Source organism: Agromyces sp. Root1464, from assembly GCF_001427265.1.
Taxonomy (GTDB): Bacteria; Actinomycetota; Actinomycetes; order Actinomycetales; family Microbacteriaceae; genus Agromyces; species Agromyces fucosus.
In genome coordinates, this window is sequence record NZ_LMFU01000002.1 from 1,317,469 (window position 1) to 1,344,356 (window position 26,888).

The 26,888-nt window shown below is 70.5% G+C and carries 24 protein-coding genes and 1 riboswitch; of the genes, 12 read left to right on the forward strand and 12 right to left on the reverse strand.

Annotated features, from left to right (window positions below; genetic code table 11):
• Nucleotides 1–8: 8 nt before the first annotated feature.
• Nucleotides 9–1,283, reverse strand: coding sequence for a serine hydroxymethyltransferase (gene glyA / locus ASD23_RS11740; protein ID WP_056010576.1), 1,275 nt, complete (start codon nt 1,281–1,283; stop codon nt 9–11).
• A 68-nt stretch (nt 1,284–1,351) separates the two neighbouring features.
• Nucleotides 1,352–1,432: riboswitch (ZMP/ZTP riboswitch) on the reverse strand.
• 117 nt (nt 1,433–1,549) lie between these two features.
• On the opposite strand from glyA, the gene ASD23_RS11745 reads away from it, so the two are divergent.
• Together ASD23_RS11745 and ASD23_RS11750 are read left to right on the forward strand one after the other, a co-directional pair.
• A complete protein-coding gene (locus ASD23_RS11745) occupies nt 1,550–3,202 on the forward strand; it encodes a family 20 glycosylhydrolase (RefSeq protein WP_082571393.1) in 1,653 nt (550 codons plus the stop codon).
• A gap of 100 nt (nt 3,203–3,302) precedes the next feature.
• Entirely contained in the window at nt 3,303–3,692 is a 390-nt protein-coding gene (locus tag ASD23_RS11750; protein ID WP_056010579.1) for a VOC family protein, read from the forward strand.
• 74 nt (nt 3,693–3,766) lie between these two features.
• Here ASD23_RS11750 and ASD23_RS11755 read toward each other — a convergent pair whose 3' ends face one another.
• The 3 genes from ASD23_RS11755 to ASD23_RS11765 are packed head-to-tail and all read right to left on the reverse strand — an operon-like array spanning nt 3,767 to nt 6,967.
• Entirely contained in the window at nt 3,767–4,675 is a 909-nt protein-coding gene (locus ASD23_RS11755) for a carbohydrate ABC transporter permease (protein WP_235507728.1), read from the reverse strand.
• A 2-nt stretch (nt 4,676–4,677) separates the two neighbouring features.
• Nucleotides 4,678–5,664, reverse strand: a complete 987-nt coding sequence (locus ASD23_RS11760) for a carbohydrate ABC transporter permease (protein WP_082571394.1) — start codon at nt 5,662–5,664, stop codon at nt 4,678–4,680.
• Nucleotides 5,665–5,722: 58 nt separating this feature from the next.
• The gene (locus tag ASD23_RS11765; protein ID WP_056010582.1) at nt 5,723–6,967 is read right to left on the reverse strand and encodes an extracellular solute-binding protein; all 1,245 of its coding nucleotides are present in this window, start codon (nt 6,965–6,967) and stop codon (nt 5,723–5,725) included.
• A gap of 416 nt (nt 6,968–7,383) precedes the next feature.
• Between ASD23_RS11765 and ASD23_RS11770 the strand changes: the two genes are divergently transcribed.
• From ASD23_RS11770 to ASD23_RS11810, 9 genes are all read left to right on the forward strand, one after another.
• Nucleotides 7,384–8,253 (forward strand): SIS domain-containing protein, encoded by an 870-nt coding sequence (locus ASD23_RS11770; protein ID WP_056013087.1) that lies wholly within the window; start codon nt 7,384–7,386, stop codon nt 8,251–8,253.
• Nucleotides 8,253–9,227: an ROK family protein gene (locus ASD23_RS11775; protein ID WP_056010585.1), complete on the forward strand. Its 975-nt coding sequence runs from the start codon at nt 8,253–8,255 to the stop codon at nt 9,225–9,227. Before ASD23_RS11770 ends, ASD23_RS11775 begins: the two co-directional genes overlap by 1 nt.
• Nucleotides 9,224–10,216: a 1-phosphofructokinase family hexose kinase gene (locus ASD23_RS11780; RefSeq protein WP_056010589.1), complete on the forward strand. Its 993-nt coding sequence runs from the start codon at nt 9,224–9,226 to the stop codon at nt 10,214–10,216. Before ASD23_RS11775 ends, ASD23_RS11780 begins: the two co-directional genes overlap by 4 nt.
• Nucleotides 10,213–11,061 carry a class II fructose-bisphosphate aldolase gene (locus tag ASD23_RS11785; protein WP_056010592.1) on the forward strand — a complete coding sequence of 283 codons (849 nt, stop codon included), beginning with the start codon at nt 10,213–10,215 and terminating at the stop codon, nt 11,059–11,061. The genes ASD23_RS11780 and ASD23_RS11785 overlap by 4 nt, the downstream gene beginning before the upstream one ends.
• A gap of 67 nt (nt 11,062–11,128) precedes the next feature.
• Nucleotides 11,129–11,914, forward strand: a complete 786-nt coding sequence (locus tag ASD23_RS11790) for a DeoR/GlpR family DNA-binding transcription regulator (RefSeq protein ID WP_056010595.1) — start codon at nt 11,129–11,131, stop codon at nt 11,912–11,914.
• A complete protein-coding gene (locus tag ASD23_RS11795) occupies nt 11,915–13,075 on the forward strand; it encodes an N-acetylglucosamine-6-phosphate deacetylase (RefSeq protein ID WP_056010598.1) in 1,161 nt (386 codons plus the stop codon). It abuts the gene before it with no gap.
• A 446-nt stretch (nt 13,076–13,521) separates the two neighbouring features.
• Entirely contained in the window at nt 13,522–15,696 is a 2,175-nt protein-coding gene (locus ASD23_RS19395; protein ID WP_056010604.1) for a sigma-70 family RNA polymerase sigma factor, read from the forward strand.
• Nucleotides 15,693–16,574 carry a formyltetrahydrofolate deformylase gene (purU, locus tag ASD23_RS11805; protein ID WP_056010607.1) on the forward strand — a complete coding sequence of 294 codons (882 nt, stop codon included), beginning with the start codon at nt 15,693–15,695 and terminating at the stop codon, nt 16,572–16,574. The genes ASD23_RS19395 and purU overlap by 4 nt, the downstream gene beginning before the upstream one ends.
• Before the next feature lie 23 nt (nt 16,575–16,597).
• Complete coding sequence (locus ASD23_RS11810; protein WP_056010614.1) at nt 16,598–16,963, forward strand: YrdB family protein; 366 nt, start codon at nt 16,598–16,600, stop codon at nt 16,961–16,963.
• Nucleotides 16,964–17,008: 45 nt separating this feature from the next.
• Here the strand turns inward: ASD23_RS11810 and ASD23_RS11815 are convergent, their stop codons facing one another.
• On the reverse strand, nt 17,009–18,064 hold the full coding sequence (locus ASD23_RS11815) for a hypothetical protein (RefSeq protein WP_056010617.1): 1,056 nt from the start codon (nt 18,062–18,064) through the stop codon (nt 17,009–17,011).
• 101 nt (nt 18,065–18,165) lie between these two features.
• On the opposite strand from ASD23_RS11815, the gene ASD23_RS11820 reads away from it, so the two are divergent.
• Nucleotides 18,166–18,756, forward strand: coding sequence for a TetR/AcrR family transcriptional regulator (locus tag ASD23_RS11820; RefSeq protein WP_056010620.1), 591 nt, complete (start codon nt 18,166–18,168; stop codon nt 18,754–18,756).
• Between the two features lie 173 nt (nt 18,757–18,929).
• On the opposite strand, the gene ASD23_RS11825 is transcribed toward ASD23_RS11820, so the two are convergent.
• The 7 genes from ASD23_RS11825 to ASD23_RS11855 form a co-directional block, all read right to left on the reverse strand.
• Nucleotides 18,930–19,715, reverse strand: coding sequence for a glucosamine-6-phosphate deaminase (locus ASD23_RS11825; protein ID WP_056010627.1), 786 nt, complete (start codon nt 19,713–19,715; stop codon nt 18,930–18,932).
• Nucleotides 19,694–20,668: an ROK family protein gene (locus tag ASD23_RS11830; RefSeq protein ID WP_056010630.1), complete on the reverse strand. Its 975-nt coding sequence runs from the start codon at nt 20,666–20,668 to the stop codon at nt 19,694–19,696. Before ASD23_RS11830 ends, ASD23_RS11825 begins: the two co-directional genes overlap by 22 nt.
• Complete coding sequence (locus tag ASD23_RS11835) at nt 20,665–22,200, reverse strand: glycoside hydrolase family 3 protein (RefSeq protein ID WP_056010633.1); 1,536 nt, start codon at nt 22,198–22,200, stop codon at nt 20,665–20,667. Before ASD23_RS11835 ends, ASD23_RS11830 begins: the two co-directional genes overlap by 4 nt.
• Nucleotides 22,197–23,156, reverse strand: a complete 960-nt coding sequence (locus ASD23_RS11840; RefSeq protein WP_327019800.1) for a carbohydrate ABC transporter permease — start codon at nt 23,154–23,156, stop codon at nt 22,197–22,199. Before ASD23_RS11840 ends, ASD23_RS11835 begins: the two co-directional genes overlap by 4 nt.
• Nucleotides 23,153–24,142, reverse strand: coding sequence for a carbohydrate ABC transporter permease (locus ASD23_RS11845; RefSeq protein WP_056010636.1), 990 nt, complete (start codon nt 24,140–24,142; stop codon nt 23,153–23,155). The genes ASD23_RS11840 and ASD23_RS11845 overlap by 4 nt, the downstream gene beginning before the upstream one ends.
• A gap of 141 nt (nt 24,143–24,283) precedes the next feature.
• Complete coding sequence (locus ASD23_RS11850; protein WP_056010639.1) at nt 24,284–25,528, reverse strand: sugar ABC transporter substrate-binding protein; 1,245 nt, start codon at nt 25,526–25,528, stop codon at nt 24,284–24,286.
• Between the two features lie 68 nt (nt 25,529–25,596).
• The gene (locus ASD23_RS11855; protein ID WP_200941733.1) at nt 25,597–26,769 is read right to left on the reverse strand and encodes an ROK family transcriptional regulator; all 1,173 of its coding nucleotides are present in this window, start codon (nt 26,767–26,769) and stop codon (nt 25,597–25,599) included.
• Nucleotides 26,770–26,888 lie beyond the last annotated feature (119 nt).

Consider the following 26,888-nt stretch of genomic DNA (forward strand, 5'->3'; position numbering starts at 1 on the left):
GGGAATCCCTACTGCGCGAGGCCCGGGTACAGCGGGAACGCCGCCGTCAGGGCTTCGACGCGCGAACGGAGCGACGCGACATCCGCTTCGCCCTGGAGCGCGAGCGCGATGATGTCGGCGACCTCGGTGAATTCGGCGTCGCCGAAGCCGCGGGTCGCGAGCGCCGGCGTGCCGATGCGCAGGCCCGAGGTGACCATCGGCGGGCGCGGGTCGAACGGCACGGCGTTGCGGTTCACCGTGATGAGCGCCTCGTGCAGGAGGTCTTCGGCCTGCTGGCCGTCGATCTTCGAGTTGCGGAGGTCGGCGAGCACGAGGTGCACGTCGGTGCCGCCCGTCAGCACGTCGATGCCCGCGGCGCGCGAGTCGTCGGACGTGAGGCGAGCCGCCAGGATCTGCGCACCGCGGATGGTGCGCTCCTGCCGGTTCTTGAAGTCCTCGGATGCCGCGATCTTGAACGCCGTGGCCTTCGCCGCGATGACGTGCATGAGCGGGCCGCCCTGCTGGCCCGGGAACACGTTGGAGTTGAGCTTCTTCGCGAGCTCCATGTCGCGCGAGACGATGAAGCCCGAGCGGGGGCCGCCGATCGTCTTGTGCACGGTCGAGGAGACGACGTCGGCGTGGGGAACGGGGCTCGGGTGCAGGCCCGCCGCCACGAGGCCGGCGAAGTGCGCCATGTCGACCCAGAGCTTCGCGCCGACCTCGTCGGCGATCGCGCGGAACGCGGCGAAGTCGAGGTGGCGGGGGTAGGCCGACCAGCCGGCGATGATGACCTGCGGCTTGTGCTCGAGGGCCTTGTCGCGCACGACGTTCATGTCGACGAGGAACGTCTCGGGGTCGACGCCGTAGGAGACGGCGTTGTAGAGCTTGCCCGAGAAGTTCAGCTTCATGCCGTGCGTGAGGTGACCGCCGTGGGCGAGCTCGAGGCCGAGGATGGTGTCGCCCGGGGTCGCGATCGCGGAGAGCACCGCGGCGTTCGCGGTGGCGCCCGAGTGGGGCTGCACGTTCGCGTACTCGGCGCCGAAGAGCGACTTCGCCCGCTCGATCGCGAGCGACTCGGCGACGTCGACGTACTCGCAGCCGCCGTAGTAGCGGCGGCCGGGGTAGCCCTCGGCGTACTTGTTCGTGAGGACGCTGCCCTGCGACTGCAGGACGGAGACGGGAACGAAGTTCTCGCTCGCGATCATCTCGAGGTAGTCGCGCTGGCGACCGAGTTCGAGCTCGAGAACTTCGGCGATCTCGGGGTCGACTTCGGAAAGCGGCGCATTGAAAACGGACTCGGCCAAGACTGGCTCCTTCATGACAAACGGACCTACGTGGGGTGCTGCCTCGCGCGCGCCAGCGCCGAGGTATGCGTACCGGCCCAGGCGTGCGGTCGGTCCGTGCCAGTCGCTCCCCGATGGTATCCATCTCAACGCCAGTCGCGACCCTCGAAGCTTAGCAACGGATGCGCCTGCATGACGACGACCGCACTGCCGCCCGGCGGTGATTCGTGCCACGATGACGGTTAGGAATCCTTACCTTTGTTCGCCTCCCGACCGAGCGAGGACGCATGCAGCGCCGCACCCGCACCCGCACGAGCACCCGCACCGCCGCGCACCTCGTCGCCGCAGCGCTCATCGGCACGACCCTCGCCCTCACCGGCTGCACCGCCCAACAGAACGGAGACGCCGTGACCGGCATCATCCCGGCCCCCGTCGAATTCGAGCTCACGGGCGGTGGCCCGTTCACGCTCACGGAGGAGTCGCGCTTCGTCGCGGACGGTGAGGCGGCGGCCGTCGCGGAGACCTTCGCCGCGCAGGCGCGCATCGCCACCGGGTTCGACCTGCCCGTGGTCGGCGGCGAGGCCGGGGCATCCGACCTCGCGCTCGCCATCGACCCGACGGTCGGCGACGATCCCGAGGCGTACACGCTCGAGAGCGGCGCCGACGGCGTCCGCATCGCCGCACCGGCCGCGCCCGGGCTCTTCCGGGGCACCCAGACACTGCGGCAACTGCTGCCGGCCGAGATCGAACGAACGGATGCCGCGAGGGCACCGACCGAGGGATGGATCGTGCCCGCGGCATCCGTCGTCGATGCCCCTCGTTTCGCCTACCGCGGCTCGATGCTCGACGTGGCGCGCCACTTCTTCCCGGTGGAGGACGTGCTCGACCACATCGACCGCATCGCGCTGCTGAAGCTCAACGTGCTGCACCTGCACCTCACTGACGACCAGGGGTGGAGACTGCAGATCGACGCATGGCCCGAGCTCACGGGCATCGGGGCGTCGACCTCGACCGGAGGCGACGGCGGCGGCTTCTACTCGAAGGCCGACTACGCCCGGATCGTCGAGTACGCCGCAGAGCGGTTCGTGACCGTCGTGCCCGAGATCGACCTGCCCGGCCACACGAACGCCGCCCTCAGCGCCTACCCCGAGCTGAACTGCAGCGGCGTCGCGACGAAGCCCTACGAGGGCATCGAGGTCGGCTTCTCGTCGCTCTGCGCCTCGCCCGAGCGGGCGGAGGCCACCGACCGGTTCCTCGCCGATGTCCTGGGCGAGGTCGCGGCGATGACGCCCGGGCCGTGGCTGCACGTCGGCGGTGACGAGTCGCTCGCGACCTCCGAGGCCGACTACCTCGACCTCGTGCGGCGCATCACGGCGGCCGGCGCAGCGACTGGCAAGACCGTCATCGGCTGGCACGAGATGGGCGCGTCACGAGAGCTGCCCGAGGGGACCGTCGGACAGTACTGGGACTTCGTCACCCCGCGCGACGAAGCGGCCGAGCTCACGAACTCGTTCGTGGAGCAGGGCGGCAGCGTCATCCTCTCCCCCGCCGATGTCGCCTACCTCGACATGAAGTACCCCGACGACCCCGACGGCCCGCTCGGCGGCAAGGTCGGGCAGCTCTGGGCCGACGGACCGACGACCCTCGAGGAGTCGTACTCGTGGGAGCCGTCGGCCATCGTGCCCGGCCTCGCCGAATCCGACATCCTCGGCGTCGAGGCGCCCGTCTGGACCGAGACGATCGCGACGGCGACCGACCTCGAGTTCATGGTGTTCCCGCGCATCGCGGCGATCGCCGAGATCGGGTGGTCTCCCGCGCCGGCCGGCGGTGGGGCGCGCGACGAGGCCTCGTTCCACGCCCGGCTCGCCTCGCTCGGCACCCATCTCGACGCGCTCGGCGTCGCCTACCGCAAGGTCGGCGGGGTGCCCTGGGCCGAGTGAGTCCGGGGCAGCCCGTCCCGCGTGCACTGTCGGCGTCGCTCCGCCGGGTCTATCCTCCCGGCAGGCGCGGTCGTGCCGCGCCCCGACGAAGGAGGCGAAGATGCCCGGCATCGTGCACTTCGAGATTCCGGCCGACGACCAGGATCGTGCGCGCGAGTTCTACCGTGCGGCGTTCGACTGGTCGCTCGACCCCATTCCGGGCATGGACTACACGAATGTCGTCACGACGCCGGTCGACGAGGCCACCCAGCAGCCGCTGGAGCCCGGTGCCATCAACGGCGGGATGTTCCAGCGAGCCGATCGGCTGACGACGCCGATCCTCACGGTCGACGTCGAGGACATCGACCGTTCGCTCGAACGGATCGTCGAGATCGGCGGCTCCGTCGTGTCCCCGCGCGCACCGGTGCCCGGCATGGGCTGGTTCGCGTACTTCGAGGACTCGGAGGGCAACGTGCTCGGGCTCTGGACCACGGACGCCAACGCCTCCTGAGCGCCCTCGCCCGAGCACAGAGAAGCGGATGTCGCGGGGCAGGCGGCACCCGCGACATCCGCTGGTTCTGGTGGTTACTTGACGCTGCCGGCGGTGAGGCCGCCGACGAGGCGCTTCTCGATGATCATGAAGAGGATGACCACCGGCACGATCGCGACGATCGAGACGCCGAACACGTACTGCCACGAGGTCTCGTACTGGCCGACGAACTTCGTGAGGGCCACGGAGAGCGGCTGGTTGCCCGCCGTCGAGAGGATCACGAGCGAGGCCGCGAACTCGTTCCAGCACGCGACGAAGGTGAACACGATCGCCGTCACGATGCCGGGCCAGACGAGCGGCAGGCTGATGGTGAACAGCACCCGGAGCCGGCCCGCGCCGTCGATCTGAGCAGCCTCGTCGACCTCCTTCGGGATGCCGGCGAAGAACGAGTGCATGATCCACACGGCGAACGAGAGGTTGAACGCGGCGTTGATGAAGATCATCGCGGCCCACGTGTCGATCATGTCGAACGCGAGGAACTGGCGGAACAGGCCCGAGGTCAGCACGGCCGGCTGCAGCATCTGCGTGACGATCACGAGGAAGAGGAACACCATGCGGAACGGGAACTTGAAGCGGGCCGTGTAATAGGCGGCCGGCATCGCGACGAGCAGCACGATCAGCGTCGCGAAGACCGAGATGATGATCGTCGAGATGAGGTTCTGCGGCAGCGGCGTCTCGGGCGTCGACCACATGTTGACGTAGTTCTCCCAGTGCCACTCCGTGGGGAAGTAGGTGGGGTCGACCGAGCGGATCTGCGCCTTCGTCTTCACCGATCCGAAGAACATGATGACGTACGGGAGGACGAAGATCGCGAGCACGATGAAGCCCGCGATCATGCGCACGATCACCTTGCGGAGCGGCACCTGGTCTTCGGTGTAACGGCGCTTGCGAGCGGATGCCGCGGGCGGGGCGATCGTCTCGAACGCGGGTGCGGTGACGGCCACGATCAGACCTCCTTCATGGGCTTGACCACGCGCACGTAGACGGCGACGATCACGATGACGATGACGAACGCGACGACCGAGAGGGCGCTCGCGACATCGACCTTGTGCTGGTTCTGGATGTACTTGAAGATCATCGTCATGATCGTGTCGGCGTCGTAGCCGGGGATCGACCCGGTCATCACCTTCAGGATCGGCAGCGAGTTGAAGACGTTGATGATGTTGATCAGCACCGCGACGGCGAGGGCGCTGCGCAGTTGCGGCAGCACGACCCCCCAGTAGGTGCGGATGGGCCCGGCGCCGTCCATCTTGGCGGCCTCGAGCACCTCGCCCGGCACCGTCTGGAGCCCCGCGAGGATCGTGTACGTCGTGAACGGCAGCGACACGAAGATCGCGACGACGATCGACCACGCGAAGGCGGTCGCCGGGTTCCGGGTCCAGCCGTAGCCCTCGGGGGTGTCGACGAGGCCGATGTCGACGAGGAACTTGTTGATGATGCCGAAGTACGGCTCGAGACCGTAGTAGACGACCATCGTCGTCATGACGACGGATGCCGCCCACGGGATGATGACCGCGAGGCGCACGATGCGCCGGCCGGGGAAGGCCTTGTTCAGGATCTGCGCGAGGCCGAGCGAGATGACGACCGTCGCGACGACGACCACGACGACCCAGATGATCGTGCGGCCGAAGATCGGCCAGAAGTAGGGGAAGTTGAAGACCTCGATGTAGTTGTCGAGGCCGACCGATCCCTTGTCGACGCCGCTCTGGGAGATGTCGCGGGTCGAGTTGTAGAACATGACGACGGCCGGGAACAGCACGACGCCGAAGATGAGGATGAGGGCGGGGCCGATCCACGGCAGCGCGTGGAGCAGGTCGCGGCCCCTGGGGCGAGGAGCGGCGGCTCCACCCTTGGCGGGTGCTCCGCGCCCGGGGCGGGGGCGGCCGTCGGCCGCCCCCGCCTGGATCGGTGACGCATCGGATGTGGTGCTCATGGTTCGGTGGTCACCGATCCCTCCGGGTAGTGCGAACGAACTGCTGGTCGAGGCGGGATCAGCCCGCGTCGGCCTGCGCCTGGATCTCGGTCAGCACGTCCTGTGCGGGCTTCGTCTGAAGCTGTCCGAACAGCGCCTTGAACGCGGCATCCGTCGCCGACCACTGCGGGTTGGTGGTCGGGTAGAACTTCGCGTCCGGCAGGACCTCGAGGAACGGCGCGAGCGCCTCTTCGGAGGCGAGCTCGGTTGCGCCCGACTTGGTGACCGGGAGGAAGCCCTCGGCCTGCACCCACGGCACGTAGACGTCGGCCGAGTAGTAGTAGTCGAGGAACTTCGTGATGGCGTCCTGCTTGTCGCCGTCGTTCTCGAAGGCCATCATCTGGTCCATGACGCCGACCGTCATCGGGCTGCCGTCCTGCGTGGGGATCGGGACGATCGAGTAGTCGAGCTCGGGGTTGTTCTCCTCGATCTGGCCGACGGTCGGCGGGAGGCCGACCTGCATGCCGATCTTGCCCTGGATGAAGATGTCCATGAGCGGCGAACGGTCGGTCGAGCCGGGGTCGGCCTGCGTCGCACCCGCGTCGATCATCTTCTTGATCTGGTCGGCGCCGGGCAGGTTCGCCGGGTCGTCGACTGTGATCGCGGACTCGTCACCGAACGTGCCGCCGCCGCCCCACAGCCAGACGGCCGCTTCGGCCTGCGCCTCTTCAGAGCCGAGCGGCATGCCGTACCCGGCGATGCCGCCGCCGAGCGCAGAGACCTTCGTCGCGGCGTCGAGCAGCTCGTCCCAGTTGGTGGGCGGCGCCGTGACGCCCGCCTGCTCGAGCAGCGCGTTGTTCACGAACAGTGCACGGGCCGAGGCGATGAGCGGCAGCGCGTACGCCGTGCCGTCGACCTCGGCGTTCGCGAGGAACGACTCCTGGAAGTCGCTGAACGTCTCAGGCGAGACGATGTCTTCGGCGGGGTAGAGGAGCTCGTCTGCTGCGAAGCCGGCGAAGGGGCCGCCGTTGTAGATGTCGGGTGCCTCACCGCCCTGGATCTTCGTGGCGATGACGGTCTCGAGGTTGTCCCACGACTGCACCTCGAGCTTGACGTCGATGTCGGTGTTCTCGGCTTCGAATCCCTCGATGATGCCGTCCCAGAGGTCCTGGGTGTTGTCGGAATAACTCGGAACGAGCAGGTCGAGCGTGGTCTTGCCACTCGCGTCGTCACCCGAACCGCCGCCGAAGCCGCAGGATGCGAGCGTGAGCGACGCCGTGGCGGCGAGCGCGACGGCCGTGCCGAGGCGCAGAGACTTCTTCATGGATGCTTCCTCACTGTGGTGGATGGTGCACCTACGCCCGGATGGAGCCTCGCGCGACGGTGCGTGTGTTCGAGAACCTCGCACCCGACGACTCTGCCCGAGTGCTGTTTCCTGAACGTTTCGCCGTGTAAACGATCATGTTCGTTCACTCGACGCACGAAATCTATGTCGAATCCGGATCGGCCGTCAAGCCGTGCAACTGATTCGTTATGAGATTTTGTTCAGATCCCTCACAAATTCGCAACTGTGATCGATGTGATCGAATCGATCGTTTGACTGATCGTTGGACATGGATTGCAGTCATCTGCAATCATGAGTAGTCATGTCGGCGCCGATATCGTGCGCCGGCCGCCGAACACCCGTCTGGAGCCGTCTTGACCGAGCATTCGACCACCGAACACACCGCTGCCGAACACATGTCGGCCGAGCTCGACTCGCAGCCCGAGACGTGGGCGAAAGCGGAGTCGCTCCGCGCCGAGCAGGCGCTGCTCCCCGCTCGCGGAGCACGCATCGCCGTGGTGGGCTGCGGCACCTCCTGGTTCATCGCGCAGTCGTACGCCTGGCTCCGCGAAGCCGGCGGCCACGGCCAGACCGACGCCTTCGCGGCATCCGAGGCCTTCGTCGACCGCGGCTACGACGCCGTCGTCGCCCTCACCCGGTCGGGCACGACCACCGAGGTGCTCCAGCTCGTCGAGGGCCTGCGCGGCCGTGTGCGCACCGTCGGCGTCATCGGCGACGCATCCTCGCCGCTCGTCGGCCTCGTCGACGACGCCGTGCTGCTGCCGTTCGCCGATGAGCAGTCGGTCGTGCAGACCCGCTTCGCGACGACCGCGCTGGCGCTCTTCCGCGCGTCGCTCGGCGAAGACCTGAGCGGTGCGATCGCCGACGCCGAGCGCGCCGTGGCCGAAGAACTCGCACCCGAACTGACCGATGCCGAGCAGTACACCTTCCTCGGCCGCGGCTGGTCGGTCGGGCTCGCGCACGAGGCCGCCCTGAAGATGCGCGAGGCCTCCCAGTCGTGGACCGAGTCGTACCCGTCGATGGAGTACCGCCACGGACCGATCGCGATCGCGGCTCCGGGCCGGGTCACCTGGCAGTTCGGCGAGACGCCCGAGGGCCTCGCCGGCGACGTCGCCGCCACCGGCGCCCACTTCGAGGCGGGCACGCTCGACCCGATGGCCGAACTCGTGCGCGCGCAGCGGGTCTCGCTCGCCCGCGCCCGCGCGAAGGGCCTCGACCCCGACGCTCCGCGCAACCTCACCCGCTCCGTCATCCTCGACGCCTGATGACCGAACGCCCCTCCCTCGACGCGACCCGGCTCGGCCCGGGCGATGCGGTGCTCGCCTTCGACGTCGGCGGCACCGACACGAAGTCCGCGCTCGTCGACGCGTCGGGGCGGGTGCTCGGCCTCCGCCGTACGCCGACGCCCCTCGACCCCGCGGATCCCGCCGGCACGATCGTCGCGTCGCTCGCCGTCCTCGCGCGCGAGCACCTCGCGGCCGCTCCCGGCATCGTTCCGGTCGCGGCCGGGGTCAGCGTGCCCGGACTCGTCGACGAACTCACCGGCGTCGGCATGTTCGCCTCGAACCTCGGCTGGCGCGACGCCCCGATCCGCTCTCTCGCCGAGGCCGCCCTCGACCTGCCGGTCGCCTTCGGCCACGACGTACGGGCCGCCGGCGACGCCGAGCACCGGCTCGGTGCCGCTCGCGGCTACGGCGACGTCGTCGTGCTGGCGATCGGCACGGGCATCGCGAGCGCGCTCGTGCTCGACGGCCACCCCTACGCGGGCGGCGGCTTCGCGGGCGAGATCGGCCACTCCCTCGCCGACCCGCTCGGCGAGCGCTGCCCCTGCGGTGCGATCGGATGCCTCGAGACGATCGCCTCGGCCGGTGCGATCGCCCGCCGATACTCCGCCGCGACGGGCACGCCCGTCAGCGGGGCTCGTGAGGTGCTCGATGCCGCGACCGCGGGCGACGCGCTCGCGCGCAGGGTATGGGACGACGCCGTCGAGGCGCTCGCGGAGGCGATCGCGCGTCTCGTCGCCGTCGTCGCGCCCGAGGCGGTCGTGATCGGCGGGGGCCTCGCCCAGGCCGGTCCCGCGCTCTTCGGCCCGCTCGGGGCACGGCTCGACGCCCTGCTCAGCTTCCACCGGCGCCCGGCCCTCGTGCACGCCGAACTCGGCGACGACGCCGGCCTCCTCGGCACGGCGCTCGCGGCCCGCGATCTCGCATCCGCCCGGCTCGGCGGCGGTGCCGCGTGATCCTCACGGTGACGCCGAACCCGGCACTCGACCTGACCTGGCACGCCGACCGCCTGCTGCCCGGCGAGACGCACCGCGTCGATGCCGGCGCAGCGCGCGCCGGCGGCAAGGGGCTGAACGTCGCCCGCGTGCTGCACGCCGAAGGACATGAGGTGCTCGCCCTCACGACCTCCGGCGGCGCGGTCGGCGAGGAGTTCGCCGCGGAGCTCGAGTCGAGCGGCATCCCGCATCGCCTCGTCCCCGTCGCGGGCGCGACCCGGCGCAGCATCGCCCTCGTCGACGAGTCGAGCGGGGAGACGACGGTGCTGAACGAACGCGGCGACGGCCTCGCGCCCGATGAGGTCGCCGCGCTGACCGCGAGCGCACTCGAGCTCGGCCGCGGCGCCGATGCCGTCGCGATCTGCGGGAGCCTGCCTGCGGGATTCGGCCCCGACGAGCTCGGCGCACTCGTCGGGGCGCTGCGCGACGCCCGCGTGCCCGTGATCGTCGACACGAGCGGGCCCGGCCTGGCCGCCGCCGCGCGCGCCGGCGCCTCGGCGCTGAAGCCCAACGCCGAGGAGCTCCGCGCCGAGACCGGGCTCGACGACCCCGCAGCAGGAGCGCGTGCACTGCTCGCGCTCGGCGCAGGCATCGTCGTCGCCTCGCTCGGCTCCGAGGGCCTCCTGATCCAGACGGCGGATGCTCCCGGCGGCATCCGCGCCGGCCTGCCCCGCAGGCTGCACGGCAACGCGACCGGCGCGGGCGACGCCGCGGTCGCCGCGATGGCCGCGGCACTCGCCGAGACCCCCGACCTCGCCGCCGACAGCCCCGCCTCCGCCGATGCGCGGGCACGACTCGCTCGCCGCGCGACCGCCTGGTCGGCCTCGGCCGTGCTCATGCCGCTCGCGGGCGACCTCTCCCCCGAACACGCCGCCCTCGAACACGAGGTCGTCGTGACCACGACCAGCACCGGCAACGCCGGACCATCCGATCGGGAAGCGACCGCATGACCCTCACCCCCACTCGCGCCATCCTCACCGACGCCGTCGTCGCCGGCCGTGCCGTCGGCGCCTTCAACGTGCTGCACCTCGAGACCGCCGAGGCCCTCGTGCGGGCGGCCGAGTCGACCGGACTGCCGGTGATCCTGCAGATCTCCGAGAACGCGATCCGGTACCACGGCGGCTTCGAGCCGATCGCCCGCGCCACGCTCGCCGTGGCCGAGGCATCGAGTGCCGCCGTCGCGGTGCACCTCGACCACGCCGAAGACCCCGAGCTCGCACTCCTCGCGATCGACCACGGCTTCGGTTCGGTCATGTACGACGGCGCCAAGCTCGACTTCGCCGACAACGTCGAGACGACGCGCAGGGTCGTCGCGCACGCCGCGACCACCGGCGTGCTCGTCGAGGCCGAGCTCGGCGAGATCGGCGGCAAGGACGGCGCCCACGCGCCCGGCGTGCGCACCGACCCTGCCGAGGCCGCGCAGTTCGTCGCGCAGACGGGCGTCGAGGCCCTCGCCGTCGCCGTCGGGTCGTCGCATGCCATGACCGAGCGGAACGCGGCGCTCGACCTCGAACTCATCGCCCGCCTCCGGGCGGCGGTGCCCGTGCCGCTCGTGCTGCACGGGTCGTCGGGCGTGCCCGATGAGACGATCGTCGCGGGCATCCGCGCCGGTCTGGTGAAGATCAACGTCTCGACGCACCTGAACGCGCAGTTCACCGGCGCGATCCGCAGATTCCTCGACGAGCATCCGACGGTCGTAGACTCGCGAAAGTACCTCGCCGCCGGACGAGACGCCATCGAGGCGGAGGCGGCCCGCCTGCTCCGCCTCTTCGCAGGGAAGGACCCCAACGGATGAATCGTTCGGAAGCCGACTGGCGGCTGAGCGCCGTGCTCGATCTCCTCGCAGGGAAGGACCCCAACGGATGAATCGTGCCGAGCGTCTGAGTGCAGTCCTCGACCTCCTCGCGGAGGGCGGTCAGGTCGATGTCGACCAGATCGTCGAGCGCCTCGAGGTGTCGCCCGCGACCGCCCGTCGCGACCTCGACGCCCTCGCCAGTCAGCAGCTGCTGACCCGCACGCGCGGCGGAGCCGTCGCGCACTCGGTCGCCTACGACCTGCCGATCCGGTACAAGAACCAGCAGAACCCGAACGCGAAGGCCGCCATCGCCCTGGCGGCGAGCGCGCTCGTGCCGCGCGGCGCCGTCATCGGCCTCTGCGGCGGCACGACGTCGACCGCGATCGCCGACGCGCTCATGTCTCGCGCCGACATCATGGAACCGGCTCCCGACCCGAGCCTGACCGTCGTCACGAACGCGATCAACATCGCCATGCAGCTCGCGATGCGTCCGCAGATCAAGACCGTCGTGACCGGCGGCGTCGTGCACGCCCGCTCGTACGAACTGGTCGGCGCCTATACCGACGCGGTGCTCGGCAGCATCACCCTCGACCTCGCGTTCATCGGCGTCAACGGCATCGACCCCATCGTCGGGCCGACCTCGCACGACGAACGCGAAGCCGCGGTCAACGCCCTCATGGCCGCGCGCGCGACGCAGGCGGTGCTCGTCGCCGACTCCTCGAAGATCGACAAGCGGGCATTCGCGGCGATCGGCCCGAGGCGTCTCTTCTCGACCGTCATCACCGACGCCGGGGCCACGCAGGAGCAGCTCGAGCGGCTGTCCGACGCGGGCTACGACGTTATCGTTGCTTAGGTGAGCACCCCACCCGTCGTCATCCACTCCGCACGCCTCGTGAGCGGCGCCGACACCGTCACCGACGCGTGGGTGCGGTTCGACGGCGATCAGGTGACCGCGCGCGGCATCGGCGACGGATGGCGCGACGGCCTCGCCGCCTCGTCGGCGACGGTGACGGATGCCGCGGGGCGCTTCCTCACTCCCGGATTCATCGACCTCCACTGCCACGGTGCCGGCGGCTCGTCCGTCGATGACGGCGATGCGGCCATCGAGGCCGCCCTCGCGGTGCACAACGCCCACGGCACGACCCGTTCCGTGCTCTCCCTCGTGACCTCCTCGGTCGATCGACTGGGACGCGATCTCGCGACGATCGCCGGGTTCGCCGAGCGAAACCCGCGCGTGCTCGGCGCACATCTCGAGGGGCCGTTCCTCGACTCCGAATTCCGCGGAGCGCATGACCCGGGCCTCCTGCGCAGCGCCGACGAGGCATCCGTCGAACGCCTGCTCGAGGCAGCCGCCGGCACCCTGCGGCAGATCACCATCGCACCTGAACACCCCGGAGCCTTCGAGGCGATCGCCCGATTCGTGGCAGCTGACGTGCGCGTGGCCGTCGGCCACACCGGCGCCGACTTCGAGACCGCCCTCGCCGCGTTCGACGCCGGCGCCTCGATCCTGACGCATGCGTTCAACGGCATGCGGGGCATCCACCACCGCGCTCCCGGTCCCGTGACCGCGGCGATGCACGCCGACCACGTCACGCTCGAGATCATCAACGACGGCGTGCACGTGCATCCCGATGTCGTGAAGCTCGCCTTCGCGGGCGCGCCGGGCCGCGTCACCCTCATCACGGATGCGATGGCGGCGACGGGTTCCGCCGACGGCGTCTACATCCTGGGCTCGCTCGAGGTCGTCGTCACCGACGGCGTCGCCCGACTCCGCGAGGGCGGATCGATCGCCGGCTCCACGCTCACGCAGGACGACGCGCTCCGCCGGGCGGTCTTCGACTGCGGCATCCCGATCGACGAGGCGGTCGGCGCGCTCACCGTGACGCCCGCTGCGGCGATCGGTCGAGCCGGCGACCTCGGCCGTCTCGACCTCGGGTTCGCCGCCGACGCCGTGCTCCTCGATGCCGAGCTCGGCGTCGAGGCCGTGTGGGGCGCCGGGGTACGCCTGGCCTGACCACGCCGAGCCCTCGCCGCGCCATGACACGTTCGGGCGAGACGGGGATCGACCGGCCCGCCGTGTGGACGCTCGGGCGAGACGGGGCCCGGAGGCGTGTTCCCCTTCGCCTCCGAGACCCTCGCCCGTTCGAGCGGATCGCATCGTTCCCCCGATGCACTCCGCTCATTCGCCGACTGGGCTGCCGGCATCCGTCTCGGGGGTTCGGGTCGCCTGAGACGGCGGTTGTTCCGGAAGGCGGTTGAGTGCCTTCCACCTGAGAGACGGCGGATCGGCACTTCTATGACGCGAGATCCGGAGAAAACTTTCCGCACCCGTTTCTCAGGGATTTCTGCTGGAATAGGGGCACCCGAATCGCGCGCGTCATGAATCCAGTCCGGGCGCAACCTCAGGTGAGCCGCTTCCCCATCCGAGCGCATCCCACCTGCTATCCGAAGGAGACCGTCGTGCCGCCGCTGCGCACCGACCGATCGGCCGACGCCGCGCTCATCGAGCGCACGCGCAAGGGCGACGGCTCCGCGTATGCCGAACTGTGGGAACGGCATGCCGCGTCGGCACGCACCGTTGCGCGTTCGTACAGTTCACTCGACCCCGACGACCTCGTCGCCGAGTCCTTCACGAAGATCTACAGCGCGATCCTCGCCGGTGGCGGGCCCACGGGCGCCTTCCGCCCGTACCTCTTCACGACGATCCGCAACACGGCCGCCGGTTGGGGCCGCGCACGCCACGAGACCACGCTCGAGACCCTCGAGTCCTTCGAGGACCCCACGACCACCGAGTCCGCCACGCTCGACGCCCTCGACCGTAGCGCCACCGCGCAGGCGTTCCGCGCCCTGCCCACGCGCTGGCAGGAGGTGCTCTGGTACTCCGAGGTCGAGAACATGACTCCGCAGCAGATCGCACCGCTCCTCGGCATGAGCGCGAACAGCACGGCGGCGCTCGCGTACCGTGCCCGTGAGGGCCTCCGTCAGTCCTGGATCCGGGTGCACCTCCGCAACCCGGCCAACGCCCCCGAGTGCCAGTGGAGCATCGACCGGCTCGGCACGTACACGCGCGGCAAGCTCCGAGCCCGCGAGACGACGCGTCTCGAGGCGCATCTCGACGACTGCGCCCGCTGCACGATCGTCGCCGCTGAGGCACGCGAGGTGGGCTCCCGTCTCGCGCTCGTGCTGCTGCCGCTCACCGCCGGCATCGGCGGCGCCACCGCCTACTCTGCGTGGCTCTCGCAGGGAGCACCGGTCGCCGAGGTCGCGATGGGCGCCGCCGCGATGCCCGCAGCCGTCATCGGGCACGGCGCAGGGGCCGGCGCGTCCGGCACCGCGGGCTCCGCCGCAGGAGCCGGCTCGACGGCAGGCGCGGGTGCCGGCGGCGCAGGCACTGCGGGCGCGGCCGGCGGGGCCGCCTCGGCAACCGGCCTCGGCGCACTGGGCGGCACCGGAGTCGTGGTCGGCGTCGGAGCCGGTGCCCTCGTCGCCGCCGCCGCGGTCGCCGCAGTCATCGTCGTGCCCGGCCTCGTGAATCCGGTCGTGCCGGAGTCGCCGCCCGCTGCGGTGGCCGCTGCGCCCGCCGATGCCGGAACGAACGGGTCGATCGACGCCCAGGTCGTGGTTCCGCCGGCGCCTCCGGCACCGGCACCCGTCGTCGATCCGGCACCGGATGCGATTGAAGACGGCGACGCGCCGACGACGGACCCGGCCCCGCTCGAGTCCCTGCAGGCGCTCCCGGAGCCCTCATCGGCCCCGTCCCCCGAGCCGACCCCGACACCCACTCCGACGCCCACGCCGACCCCGACTCCGACGCCGACCCCGACTCCGACCCCCACGCCGACGCCGACCCCGACGCCCACCCCGACGCCCACGCCCACTCCGACCCCTACGCCGACTCCTGATCCGGTCGACACCGAGGCGCTGCCGCCCCGGGTCTCGGCACCGGACACCGCCGGAGGACTCGTCGATCCTCGCCTCTCCGGCACGGCGGAGCCTGGCGCGGCCATCCGCGTCACCGCCCAGTCGGGTGGCATGGCTCTCGCCTCCGCATTCGGAGAACCTGCGCCCGACACCGTCGCCGATGCCGCCGGCCGCTGGTCGCTCGTCTATTCGGGCTTGTCGGCCGGTCGGCACGTGCTCAGCGTCACTCAGACCGACGTGGCGGGCAACCGCTCCGAGCCGAGCGCGCCGATCGAAGTGACCCTGCAGGCCCCGACGGCGAAGCGCGTGCCCTTCAGGCTCGACTTCACGGGAGTCCCGGGCGCGACGATCCGCATGGACATCGACGGCACGCCGTATCGGACCTTCGTGCTCGACGCGAAGGGTCGCGCCCGCGAGTCGAACGATTCCTGGCGATGGATGTTCAGCACGGTGACCGTTCGCTACGTCACCGACGACGGGAGAACGGGCCCGAGCACCGTCGCGACGCCGACGTGGGGTTCCGACCGCGCGAGCGCACCGGCGAGCGCGCCCGAGACGGCTCCTCCGGCGCCCGCGACGGACCTCGCTCCAGCGCTCGCCGAGCCCGATACGACGACCGATGCGACGCCCACACCGACACCGACACCGGCGCCGCTGCCGACGCTGTCGCCGACGCCGACTCGCGAACCGTCGCCCGGTAGTCTGACGGGATGACCGAGCACGTTCCCGGCGCAGCACCCGAGCACCTCCACCACTGGGTCGTCACGCTCAGTTGCACCGACGGCCCCGGCATCGTGCACGCGATCAGCGGGGCGATCGTCGCGGCGCGCGGCAACATCACCGAGAGCCAGCAGTTCGCGAGCCTCGACACGGGCAACTTCTTCATGCGCCTGCAGGTCGAGTCCTCGGCAGGGCGCGACGAGTTCGAGGCCGCGCTCGCGCCGGTCACCGAGCGGTGGAACATGCAGTGGCACCTCGATGAGGTCGGCCGGCCGCTGCGCACCCTCGTGCTCGCCTCGACCGCCGGTCACTGCGTCAACGACCTGCTGTTCCGCCAGCGCGCCGGGCAGCTGCCCGTCGAGATCCCGCTCGTGCTCTCGAACCACGGCACGCTGCGCGACCTCGTCGACTTCTACGGCGTGCCCTTCGAATCCCTCGCGGTGACGGATGCCGCGTCGAAGGCGGCCTTCGAACGACGCGTGCTCGACGCGGTCGACGAGCACGACATCGAGCTCGTCGTGCTGGCCCGGTACATGCAGATCCTGTCGCCCGAGCTGTGCGCCGCCCTCGAAGGCCGCTGCATCAACATCCACCACTCCTTCCTGCCCGGATTCAAGGGCGCGAACCCGTATCGCCAGGCGCACTCGCGCGGCGTGAAGCTCATCGGCGCGACCGCGCACTTCGTGACGAGCGACCTCGACGAGGGGCCGATCATCGAGCAGAACGTCGTGCGCGTCGACCACTCGCGCAGTCCCGGTGAGCTCGTGGCCATCGGCCAGGACGAGGAGAGCCGCACGCTCAGCCAGGCGGTGAAGTGGTTCGCCGAACGCCGGGTGCTGCTCGACGGCGTCCGCACGATCATCTTCCGCTGAACCCGCCGGTAGGATCGAGGGTTGTGAGCGACGCACAACAGCACCAGCAGCCGAAGATCGGACCGAACGACATCCTGCGGTTCTTCCTCGAGCTCTTCGCGTTCGTCTCGCTCGGCGTCTGGGGCTTCCTGGCCTTCCCGCTGCCGTGGCCGGGCGTGCTCGTCGGCATCGGCGCACCGCTCCTCGCGATTCTCGCGTGGGCGCTCTTCGTCTCGCCGAAGGCGGTCTTCCGCATCGACCCGTTCGGCAAGGCGATCGTCGAGATCGCCGTCTTCTCGGCCGCTGCGATCGGTTGGTGGACCCTGGGCCAGCCCGTCGTCGCCGTCGTCTTCGCGGTGGTCGCCGCGGTGAGCGGCATCATCAACGGCCGCAAGGAACTCGCGGGCTGACCGGAGACGGCCCGGCCTGAACCGGGCTGCCCCGTCGCCTGCGACTCAGTCGGCGACGGCCGCCTCCGCGTCGGGCTCGGCGCCGCCCGCGGTGCGGAAGTGGCCGACGACTGAGAGCAGCAGCCCGCCGACGGCCCACGCCCCGAGCACGAGCCACGGGAAGGTCATGTCGGCCGACGGGAAGTAGGAGAGCTCGCGCACGAGGGTCGCAGCCGCTCCCGGTGGGAACCACTGCCCGATATCGCCCCAGGGCGCCGGATAGAACTCCTTCGGCACCGCCGCGCCCGAGATCGGGTTCGCGAAGAGGAGCATCACCACCGGTCCGACGGCGATTCCGGCCCGGCCGATGAGCGCCACGAACCCGGTGATCGGTGCGGCGATCGCCGCGAGCGCGAGCCCGATGGCCGCAGCGTTCACCAGGTACTCGCCCTGCAGCGCGCCGAACCAGCCCTGCAGGATGCCGGCGAGCACGAGCCCGCCCGCCGCCGAGTAGAGGAGCACGGCGAAGACCCGGCGCATCGCGCCGATGACGGCGATCGAGATGGCGATGCCACCGAGCATGCCGCCGAGCACGAGCGGGAAGAGCGCGGCCGTGAGACCGGTGCCCCGCGGGTCGCTCTCGGCGAGCGGCACGACATCGGTGACGGTGACCTCGATGTGCGGCGGCGCCGTGGGAGCACCCGCCGCCACAGCTGCGGCTGCGGCCTGGGCGTTCACGCCCTCTTCAAGTCCGCTCGCGATGCCGGTGAGCAACTGGGCGACGACGAGGCTCGACGCCGACGACGTGAGCACCTCGGGCTCGGCACCGAGCACGATGGCTCCGTACACCTCACGGGATTCGATCGCGGCCACGGCTGCGTCGCGATCGTCGACGGTGTCGAAGGCGATGGCGCCCGGCGACTGCTCGTCGACCGTCGCCTCGACCGCTGAGACCGCCTCGTCGGGGCCCGCGATCGCGATGGGAAGGTTCTTCGCGTCGGCCGTCACCGATGGCCATGAGAACGCGAGCACGATGACCGCGACGACGGCCGCGAGTGCGAGTGCGATGCCGACGACGCGGCCGATCGGGGTGTGCCTGCTGGCGGCATCCGGGTGGGCCATGATCTCCTCCGAAGAAAAACGAATGTTCGTTCTTTATAATTCTGAGGCCGCCGTCTAGGCTTGTCAAGAACACATCCAGCTCATCGACGGGGAAGCCGAGCATGCCGAAGGTCACCGCCGCGTACCGCGAGGCCCGCCGTGACGAGATCATCGACGCCGCCCTCCGCGCCTTCGCCGCGAAGGGGTTCCAGGGCACCTCGATGGCCGACGTCATCGCAGAGACCGGCCTGTCGGCGGGCGCCATCTACGGCCACTTCGCCGGCAAGAAGGAGTTGTTCGCCGCCGTCGCCGGCCGGGTGCTCGACTCCCGCAGCACCGAACTCGAGGCCCAGCGCGGAGGCGGGGAGCCGCTCCCGCCCGGTCAGATCATCGCCACCCTCCTCGACGGCATGCGCCGCGAGCCGTTCAGCAACGTCATCGTGCAACTCTGGGCCGAAGCCGCCGTCGACGACGAGATGCGCTTGCTCGTACAGGGCGTGTTCCACCGGTTGCGAGAGACCGTGCGAGCCCGGCTCCTCGAATGGGCCGCCGCCGATCCGCGGCGCGTCGACGGCGACCCCGAAGAGTGGGCCACGCGGCTCGCTCCGGTCGTGCTCGGCCTCGGTCCCGGCTACATGGTGCAGCGACTGATCGTCGACGACTTCGACGACGAGGCGTACCTGCGCACCCTCATCGAGGCACTCCCCCACTGACGAAGAGCGGATGCCGCGTGGCATCCACTCGCCAGACGCGACGAAGAGCAGACGCCGCGTGCCATCCACTCACCAAACGCGACGAAGAGCAGACGCCGCGTGCCATCCACTCGCCCGACGCGACGAAGAGCGGATGCCGCGTGGCATCCGCTCTTCGTCGACGACCGCTCGGGTCAGATTCCCTGCCAGGCGGGCTTGTTCGCCCACGCGTGCCGGTAGTAGTCGATGTTCTCGAGTTCGGCCGCTGCGGCTGCGTCGATGATGACGGTGGCGTGCGGGTGCAGCTGGATCGCCGAGCCCGGCTGGCTGGCGGTCACCGCTCCCTCGACGGCCGCCGCGACGGCGTGGGCCTTCGCGGCACCGAACGCCAGCAGCACGAGGTGGCGGGCGCGGAGGATCGTGCCGATGCCCTGCGTGATGCAGTGCATGGGCACGTCGGCCGGGGAATCGAAGAATCGGGCGTTGTCGAGGCGGGTGGGCTCGGTGAGGGTCTTCACCCGCGTGAGCGACGCGAGCGACGAGCCCGGCTCGTTGAACCCGATGTGGCCCGTGCGGCCGATGCCGAGGATCTGCAGGTCGACGCCGCCGGCCGCCGTGATGGCCGCCTCGTAGTCGGCCCCTGCGTGCTCGATCGAGGCGGGATCGCCGTTCGGCACGCGTACGAGCTCCGGGGTCAGGCCGAGCGGCTCGACGACCTCGCGCGAGATGACCGCGCGATAGCTCTCGGGGTGGCCGGCGGGCAGCCCCACGTACTCGTCGAGCGCGAAACCGCGCACGCCGCGCACGTCGATCCGGTCGTCGGCGATGCGTCGCGCGAGAGCGCGGTAGCTCGCGAGCGGCGTCGAACCGGTCGCGAGGCCGAGGACGACATCGGGCTTCGAGCGGATGAGCGAGACGATCGTGTCGGCCACGAGTGCGCCTGCGGCGTCTTCGTTCTCTACGACGACGACTTCAGCCATGGGTGTTCTCCTACGAGGGCGGCGCCGACGGCGGCCGCTGGGAATCCGGGTGGGACGACCTGCACGCGAGCAGCAAGGTCGATCGATGCGAGGAAGGCCGAGTCGGCCGCCCACCGATTCAGGATACGGCGTGTGCCGTCCATGAGTCGCCCGCCGAGCGCGGCGAGCCCGCCGCCGATCACCACCGCGTCGACGTCGACGGTCAGCACGAGCAGCCTGACCGCGGTCGCGACCCCCGAGAGGAACTCCTCGCGCACGGCGATCGCCCGCGCGTCGCCCGCGTCCGCCGCGTCGAAGAGCTCCCGGGCCGGATGCTCCGAGGCCGTCGGCCAGGTACGGGCGATCGCGAGGCCCGATGCCACGGTCTCGAGGCAGCCGCGCTGACCGCATCCGCACCGGACGCCCGCCGGGTCGATCGGGATGTGCCCGATCTCGCCGGCGATGCCGTGGCCGCCGCGCAGCAGCCGGCCGTCGAGCACGACACCCGCCGCGAGCCCGGTGCCGAGGTTCAGGTAGGCCATCGACGTCGCCGTGCGTCCCAGTTCGTCGCCGGAGTCGGCACCCGCCCGGGCACCGGCGCCAGCCGCCGCGCCGAGCAGGTGGTGGGCCCCGAGGGCGGCCGCCTTCACGTCGTTCTCGACGCGCACGTCGATGCCGAGACGGTCGGAGAGGCGACGGCCGAGGTCGAGCCCTTCGAGCCCGAGGTTCACCGCGTGCTCCACCCGACCCGTCGCGCTGTCGACCGCACCGGGGATGCCGATGCCGATCGAGGTGAACGACGCCGTGCGCAGGCCGGCGAGCTCGCTCATGCGCTCGACGGTGCGGAGGGCGGTCGCGACGACCGCCTCCGCGCCGAAGCCCGTGGGCATGCGAACCTGGTCGCTCAGCTCTCCGTCGGCACCGATCGCCACCGCCGCCGTCTTCGTGCCGCCGATGTCGATGCCGAGCTTCACGGCGTCGCCACCGCAGCCCTGAGCGCGTCGTCGACGAACTCGATGACGGCCTCGCCGAGGAGGCGCGAGGCGCCGAACGTCGAGATGTCGGCGTAGGCACGATCATTCGACGGCCAGCCCATGTCGATCGTCACGACGTCGTCGCGCACGGCGCGCAGCGCGTCGATCGCCGCCCGGGCGAACGCGAACCGGTGCAGGTCCTTGCCCACGACGAGCACGGTGCCCTCGAGTGCTGCGGGATCGACGAGGCCCTGCCGCTCGGACACGGCGACCGTGACGGCCTCGGCGAGCCACGACGGCCGCGTCGCGACGTCCTCGGCCGCGAAGGGACCCCACGGCGCGACGCCGACGGCGATGTTCGCGACGGTGTCGACCCGCACGACCGTGCCGACTCGTGCCGATCGGGCGAGACGGTCGCGCGAGTCATCCGTCACCTCGAACGCGCCGATGACCCGGCCGATCTCGTCGGCGTCGTGCTGCGGCTCGATCACGGCGGGCAGGGCCGGCCCGGCCGGCACCCGCACGGAGTCGACCGCGAGCGCGCGCACCCTCGCGGCGGAGTCGCGCACGCGCTCCTCCGGCAGCCGGCCGGTCGCGATCGCGGTCTCGACCGCGCCGACGATCTCCGCCATCTCGGCGGCCGAGTTGTCGGAGCCGATGCAGAGCAGGTCGCAACCGGCGGCGAGGGCGCGCACAGCGGCTTCGGGGATGCCGTGCACGCCACTCGCCCCCTTCATGTCGAGGGCGTCGGTGACGATGACGCCCTCGAACCCAAGCTCCCCGCGGAGCAGGCCGTTCAGGATCTGCGGGGAGAGGGTGGCCGGGTTCTCGGGATCGAGGTCGGGGATCAGGATGTGGGAGGTCATGATCGTGCGGCTGCCCGCGGCGATCGCGGCCCGGAACGGCACGAGCTCGCGCTCGCGCAGGGTGGCGAGCGGCACGTCGACGACGGGCAGGGCGAGGTGCGAGTCCGTCGCGGTGTCGCCGTGCCCCGGGAAGTGCTTCGCACTGGCGGCGACGCCCGTCTCCTGCAGCGCACGCGTCCAGGCGGCCGAGTGGCGGGCGACGAGTTCGGGATCCGCCCCGAAGCTGCGCACGCCGATGACGGGGTTGTCGGGGTTCGCGTTCACGTCGACGTCGGGCGCGAACGTCACGGTGCACCCGGTCGCGGCGAGCGCCTCGCCCACCGCCCTGGCGACGCGAGCGGTCAGCTCGACGTCGTCGATGCGGCCGAGCACGGCGTTGCCCGGGAAGGGCGCCCCGCGATCGTAGAAGAGCCGGGTGACGTCGCCGCCCTCTTCGTCGATCGCGATCACCGCGAGCGGATTGGCCTCCCGGAGCTCGGCGTTCAGCGCGCGGAGCTGCTCGGGAGTCTCCACGTTCGGCCCGAAGAGGCAGACGCCGCCGAGGCCTTCACGGAGGAGCTCCAGCACCCAGTCGGGCGCCTGCAGCCCCTCGAAGCCCGGAAGCAACGTCGTGAGGATGTCCCGGCGGAGGTCGGTGCCCGCGCCGGTCGAATCGAGCCGGGTCATCCCTTGACCGCGCCGCTCACGAGCCCGCCGACCATCCGGCCCTGCACGAACAGGAAGAAGATGACGACCGGGAGGGCGATGAGCGTGGATCCGGCCATGACGGCACCCCAGTTCGTCGCCTCGGTGGCTGATTGGAAGGAGTTCAGCCACGGGGGCAGGGTCAGGTTGTAGCCCTTGAGCAGGAGGAGGGCCATCAGGAACTCGTTCCAGCTCTGGATGAAGGCGAAGATGCCCGTGGCGACGAGCCCCGGGGCGAGGAGCGGGAACGTCACCTTCCAGAAGGCCTGCGCCTTCGAGCAGCCGTCGATCTGGGCCGCCTCTTCGAGCTCGGCCGGCACACCTCGCACGAAGCCGCGCAGGGTCCAGATCGTGAAGGGCACGACCGTGGCGAGGTGCACGATGAACAACCCGACCAGGGTGTTCATGAGGCGCCAGTCGTCGATCATGTTGTAGATCGTGAACATCATCGCTTCGCTGGGCACCATCTGCACGACGAGCACGCTCACGATGAAGACGTATCGACCGCGGAAGGCGAATCGCGCGATCGCGATCGAGGCGAGGAACGCGATCAGGGCGCCGGCCACGACGACGGCGAGGCCGACGGCGAGACTCGACAGGAGGGCGTGCGGGAAGTCCGTCTGCCCCGGCGCTGCCTCGCGCGTCCATGCCGTGACGTAGTTCTTGAACGTGAAGTCGAAGGGCAGGAAGCTCGGGTTGCGGCTGATGATCTGGTTCGGCGGGGTGAACGACATGTTCACCATCCAGTAGACCGGGAAGATCGAGCAGACGATCACGATGAATGCGAAGGCGTTGAGGCCGAACCGGCCGGCGCGGCCCTTGGCGCGGCCCGCGCGTCGCCCGAGGCGACCTCCGTCGCCGATCATGGAGGCGGCACGCGTGGAGGTCGTGGTCGACGCCGGAGTCTCGGCGACCTGGATTCCTGGGCTGACGGTCACAGCTCTGCCTCATCCTTCAGGGAGGAACGGACGTTGAAGTAGGAGATGGCCATGAGGAGGATGACCATGAACACGCCGATCGCGGCGGTCACGCCGAACTCGCCGAGACCCTGCCGGAACAGGTACGTGGGCAGGATGTTCGTCTCGCTCGCGAGCCCTCCTTGCTGCTGCAGCGCGTACACCTGCGTGAAGATCCGGAGGTTCCAGATGGTCTCGAGCACCAGCACGGCGGTCAGCACGCCCCGCATGTACGGCAGGACGATGAGTCGGAACCGCTGCCACGGGCCGGCGCCGTCGAGCGACGACGCCTCGAGCACCTCGTCGGGCACCTGCCCGAGACCCGCGTAGAAGGTGACCGCGGCGAACGGCACGCTCTGCCACACGACGATGATGACGAGCACCATCATGAACGACCACGGGTCGATGAGCCAGGAGTGGCCCCGGAAGTCCTGCGTGCCCGTGATCGTGTTCAGCGCCCAGTTGACGAGCCCGTAGTCGGTGTCGAAGATCCAGCCGAAGACGACGGTCGCCGACAGCGGCGGCATCGCCCACGCGAGCATCAGTCCGATCGACACGGCGAGGCGCCAGCCCTTCGACAGCTTCGTCATGAGCAGCGCGACGACCATGCCGATCGCGGTGATCAGCACGGTGAGCACGACCATCAGGCCGAGGCTGCGGGCGAGCACTGCTGGGAAGTCGGACTCCGTGAAGACCTCGATGTAGTTGTCGAAGCCCACGAAGTCGGGCGCGGTGCCGAGCATCTTGTTCTTGATCTCGAGGTTCGTGAAGGAGTTCACGAACATCACGATCGTGGGGTAGACCACCATGACGCCCAGCAGCGCGATGCTCGGGCCGAGCAGCAGCCACGGAGCCCACGGCAGGGGCTTCTTCTTGCGGGGGCCCGCGGCGGAGCCCTTGGGAGGACGGGGTGGCTTGGTGTTCGGCGTGCGCGGCGCTGCGTCAGGCTCGGTGAGGGTTGCGCTCATGGCTGCTCCTCGGATGTATCGCGGGGGAATCGCGGTTTGACTGATGGTACGTCTCGGGCGCGGCGACGGCGGCGGGCCGGAGGAAATCGCGGGAACGGGGGCGGAGCTGTGTGGGACTCCGCCCCCGCGGGGCTCAACAGGCTAGCTGTTGAGGATCTCCTCGATCTGCGCGTCGAGGTCGGCGGCGATCGCCGCGACATCCCCACCCTGGGCGATCTTCACGAGCGCCTCCTGGATGATCTGCGCAGCCTCGACCTCGGCCCACTTGGGCGTGGTCGGGGTGACCTTCGAGTTCTCGAGCGCGACGGCCTGTGCCTTCGCGATCTCGGTGTCGGGCAGCGACGATGCCGCCGCGGTGAGGCCCGGCGTCAGGCCGCCCTCGGCGAGCAGGGTCTGGTAGCCCTCGCCGGCCATGATGTCGAGCGCGGCGCGAGCCTGCTCGGGGTTGGCGCTCTTCGTCGCGACGGCGATGTTCGAGCCGCCGGCGAAGATCGGGGCGGTCTCGCCCGCTTCGAGGCCCGGCAGCGGGAAGGCGCGGAGGTCGGAGCCGTAGGTGTCGGGGCAGCCCGGCGCCTCGGCGTCGGCCGGAGCCGTGATCGACCACTGCACCCACGCGGGAGCCGAGAGCAGTGCGATCTCACCGGCGCAGAACGGCACCTGCGGGTCGGTCTCGTCGCCGTCCTTCGGTGCGTTGGACGCGTTCATGTAGACGCCCTGCAGCTGCGTCAGGCCCTCGATGCCGCCTTCGCTCGAGAAGCCGGCCTTCCACTCGTCGCCCTCCTGCTCGGCGATGAAGCCGTCGTGAGCCCAGACGTAGGGGAGCGCGTTGTACCAGTCGCGACCCGGTGCCCAGATGCCCGAGACCGTGTCGGTCTTCAGCGCCGTGCCCGTCGCGACGTACTCGTCGAGCGTCGCCGGAAGCGGCGTCGCTCCGAGCACCTGCTCGCTGTAGAACACGATGCGCCCGCCGGCGTAGTACGGCGCGGCGTAGAGGTCGCCGTCGTAGGTGGCGGACTCGACGAGGCCGGGCAGGTAGTCGTCGGCTGCGAAGTCGCTCAGGGGCAGGAACAGGCCCTGGTCCGCGAAGCTCGCGGTCTGGGTGTTGCCGACCTCGACGACGTCGGGCGAGTCGTTCGACTGCAGGGCGGCCGCGTAGGTGTCGCTCACGTCGGCCCAGGTCTTCTCCTCGACCGTGAGGGTCCAGCCTTCGTTCTCGGACTCGAACGTGTCCTTGAGGTATTCGCGAGCCGTGTCGGGCGTGTCCGTGCCGACGACCCAGACCGTGATCTTGCCACCGTCGGCCGAGTCACTGCCACCACCGGCGCTGCAACCGGCGAGGGTCAGGGCAGCAACGGCGCCGAGCGCCACAATGCCGAGTTTCCTCATTGTCGTTTCCTTTCGTGGGGTGTGGGAGGCAGCGGGGGTTCGCTGTCACCCTTGATGCGTGGAGTCCCTCACGAGACTCCGAGTTGTCCGGAGAGGACCATGACGGCCGCGCCGCGCAGAACGATGTCCTGCCCGTGCTCGGTCATCCGGAGCCTCAGATCACGGTTGAATTCCGCCATGGTCCGGGTCCGGAGCGTGTCGACGGTCGCCTCGTGCAGCGGTCCGTCAAGCAATTGGGTCGGGCCGCTCAGCACGACCTCGGAGAGGTTCAGCGCGCCCACGACCGGTGCGAGCACGATGCCGAGTCGTCGGCCGGCTTCGCGGAGGATGTCGTCGCGAGCGGATGCCGCGGTGCGACCCGCCCCGTCGAGCTCGGCGAGCTGCGCGGTGAGCCGCGGCACGGCGAGCCAGGCCTCGAGGCATCCGTCCTTGCCGCACGCGCAGCGCGGGCCGCCGTCGGTGCCGACGACGACGTGCCCGATCTCGCCGGCCGCGAACCCTCCCCCGACGACGGGGCGCCCGCCGATGATGAGTCCGGCGCCGACGCCGTGGCCGACCTTCACGAGCAGCAGGTCGTCGTGGTGGGAGGAGCCGTGCTCGGCCAGGACGGCGACGTTCGCGTCGTTCGCGACGTGCACGGGCAGCGCGAACCGGGCGCCGATGCGATCCTGCAGGGCGACGTCACCCCAGCCGAGGTTCGGGGCCGAGCGCACGACGCCGTGCTCGTCGACGACGCCGGGCGAGCCGATGCCGATGCCGAGCACGGGGGTCGTGGTGCGGGCGAGCAGTCGCTCGACGAGCTGCTCGACGAGCAGTTCGGCCGCTTCGGCGGTGGCACCGTCGCGGGCGACCTCGTCGCGCCCGATGATCTGGCCGTCGAGGCCGACCACCGCGCCACGGAACACCTCGTGCTCCGAGAGGTCGACGCCGATGATGTGGAAGGCCTCGCGGTCGATGTCGATGAGCGTGGCCGGCTTGCCGGGGCGGGCGTCTTCGCGCTGGCCGAGTTCGATCACGAGGCCCTCGGCGATGAGGTCGCCGACGAGGTCGGAGATCGTGACCCGGGTGAGACCGGTGCCGCGCGCGACATCCGCTCGGCTCTGGGCTCCTGCCGTGTAGAGCGTCTGCAGCACGAGGGCGCGGTTGTGCGTGCGGGCGTGCTCGGGCAGGACCTTGCCGGTCGGCCGGAGCGCGCGGGAGCGACCGAAGATCGCAGCGCCGGGAGCGGATGCGGCATGCAGCTCGGACGCCACCGGGGAGGTGGGGGGCGTCGGCTCCGTGGTGACCGGGCCTCGCTGCGCATCCGTTGCAGTCACGTTTGTTAGTAAACCTTACGAACAAACCCGACGCAAGAGTGCGC

Coding starts and splice junctions, on each gene's coding strand:
- ASD23_RS11745 (WP_082571393.1), top strand. CDS start 1,550: ATGCAGCGCCGCACCCGCACCCGCACGAGCACCCGCACCGCCGCGCAC.
- ASD23_RS11750 (WP_056010579.1), top strand. CDS start 3,303: ATGCCCGGCATCGTGCACTTCGAGATTCCGGCCGACGACCAGGATCGT.
- ASD23_RS11760 (WP_082571394.1), bottom strand. CDS start 5,664: ATGAGCACCACATCCGATGCGTCACCGATCCAGGCGGGGGCGGCCGAC.
- ASD23_RS11765 (WP_056010582.1), bottom strand. CDS start 6,967: ATGAAGAAGTCTCTGCGCCTCGGCACGGCCGTCGCGCTCGCCGCCACG.
- ASD23_RS11770 (WP_056013087.1), top strand. CDS start 7,384: ATGTCGGCCGAGCTCGACTCGCAGCCCGAGACGTGGGCGAAAGCGGAG.
- ASD23_RS11775 (WP_056010585.1), top strand. CDS start 8,253: ATGACCGAACGCCCCTCCCTCGACGCGACCCGGCTCGGCCCGGGCGAT.
- ASD23_RS11785 (WP_056010592.1), top strand. CDS start 10,213: ATGACCCTCACCCCCACTCGCGCCATCCTCACCGACGCCGTCGTCGCC.
- ASD23_RS11790 (WP_056010595.1), top strand. CDS start 11,129: ATGAATCGTGCCGAGCGTCTGAGTGCAGTCCTCGACCTCCTCGCGGAG.
- purU (WP_056010607.1), top strand. CDS start 15,693: ATGACCGAGCACGTTCCCGGCGCAGCACCCGAGCACCTCCACCACTGG.
- ASD23_RS11815 (WP_056010617.1), bottom strand. CDS start 18,064: ATGGCCCACCCGGATGCCGCCAGCAGGCACACCCCGATCGGCCGCGTC.
- ASD23_RS11820 (WP_056010620.1), top strand. CDS start 18,166: ATGCCGAAGGTCACCGCCGCGTACCGCGAGGCCCGCCGTGACGAGATC.
- ASD23_RS11825 (WP_056010627.1), bottom strand. CDS start 19,715: ATGGCTGAAGTCGTCGTCGTAGAGAACGAAGACGCCGCAGGCGCACTC.
- ASD23_RS11835 (WP_056010633.1), bottom strand. CDS start 22,200: ATGACCCGGCTCGATTCGACCGGCGCGGGCACCGACCTCCGCCGGGAC.
- ASD23_RS11845 (WP_056010636.1), bottom strand. CDS start 24,142: ATGAGCGCAACCCTCACCGAGCCTGACGCAGCGCCGCGCACGCCGAAC.
- ASD23_RS11850 (WP_056010639.1), bottom strand. CDS start 25,528: ATGAGGAAACTCGGCATTGTGGCGCTCGGCGCCGTTGCTGCCCTGACC.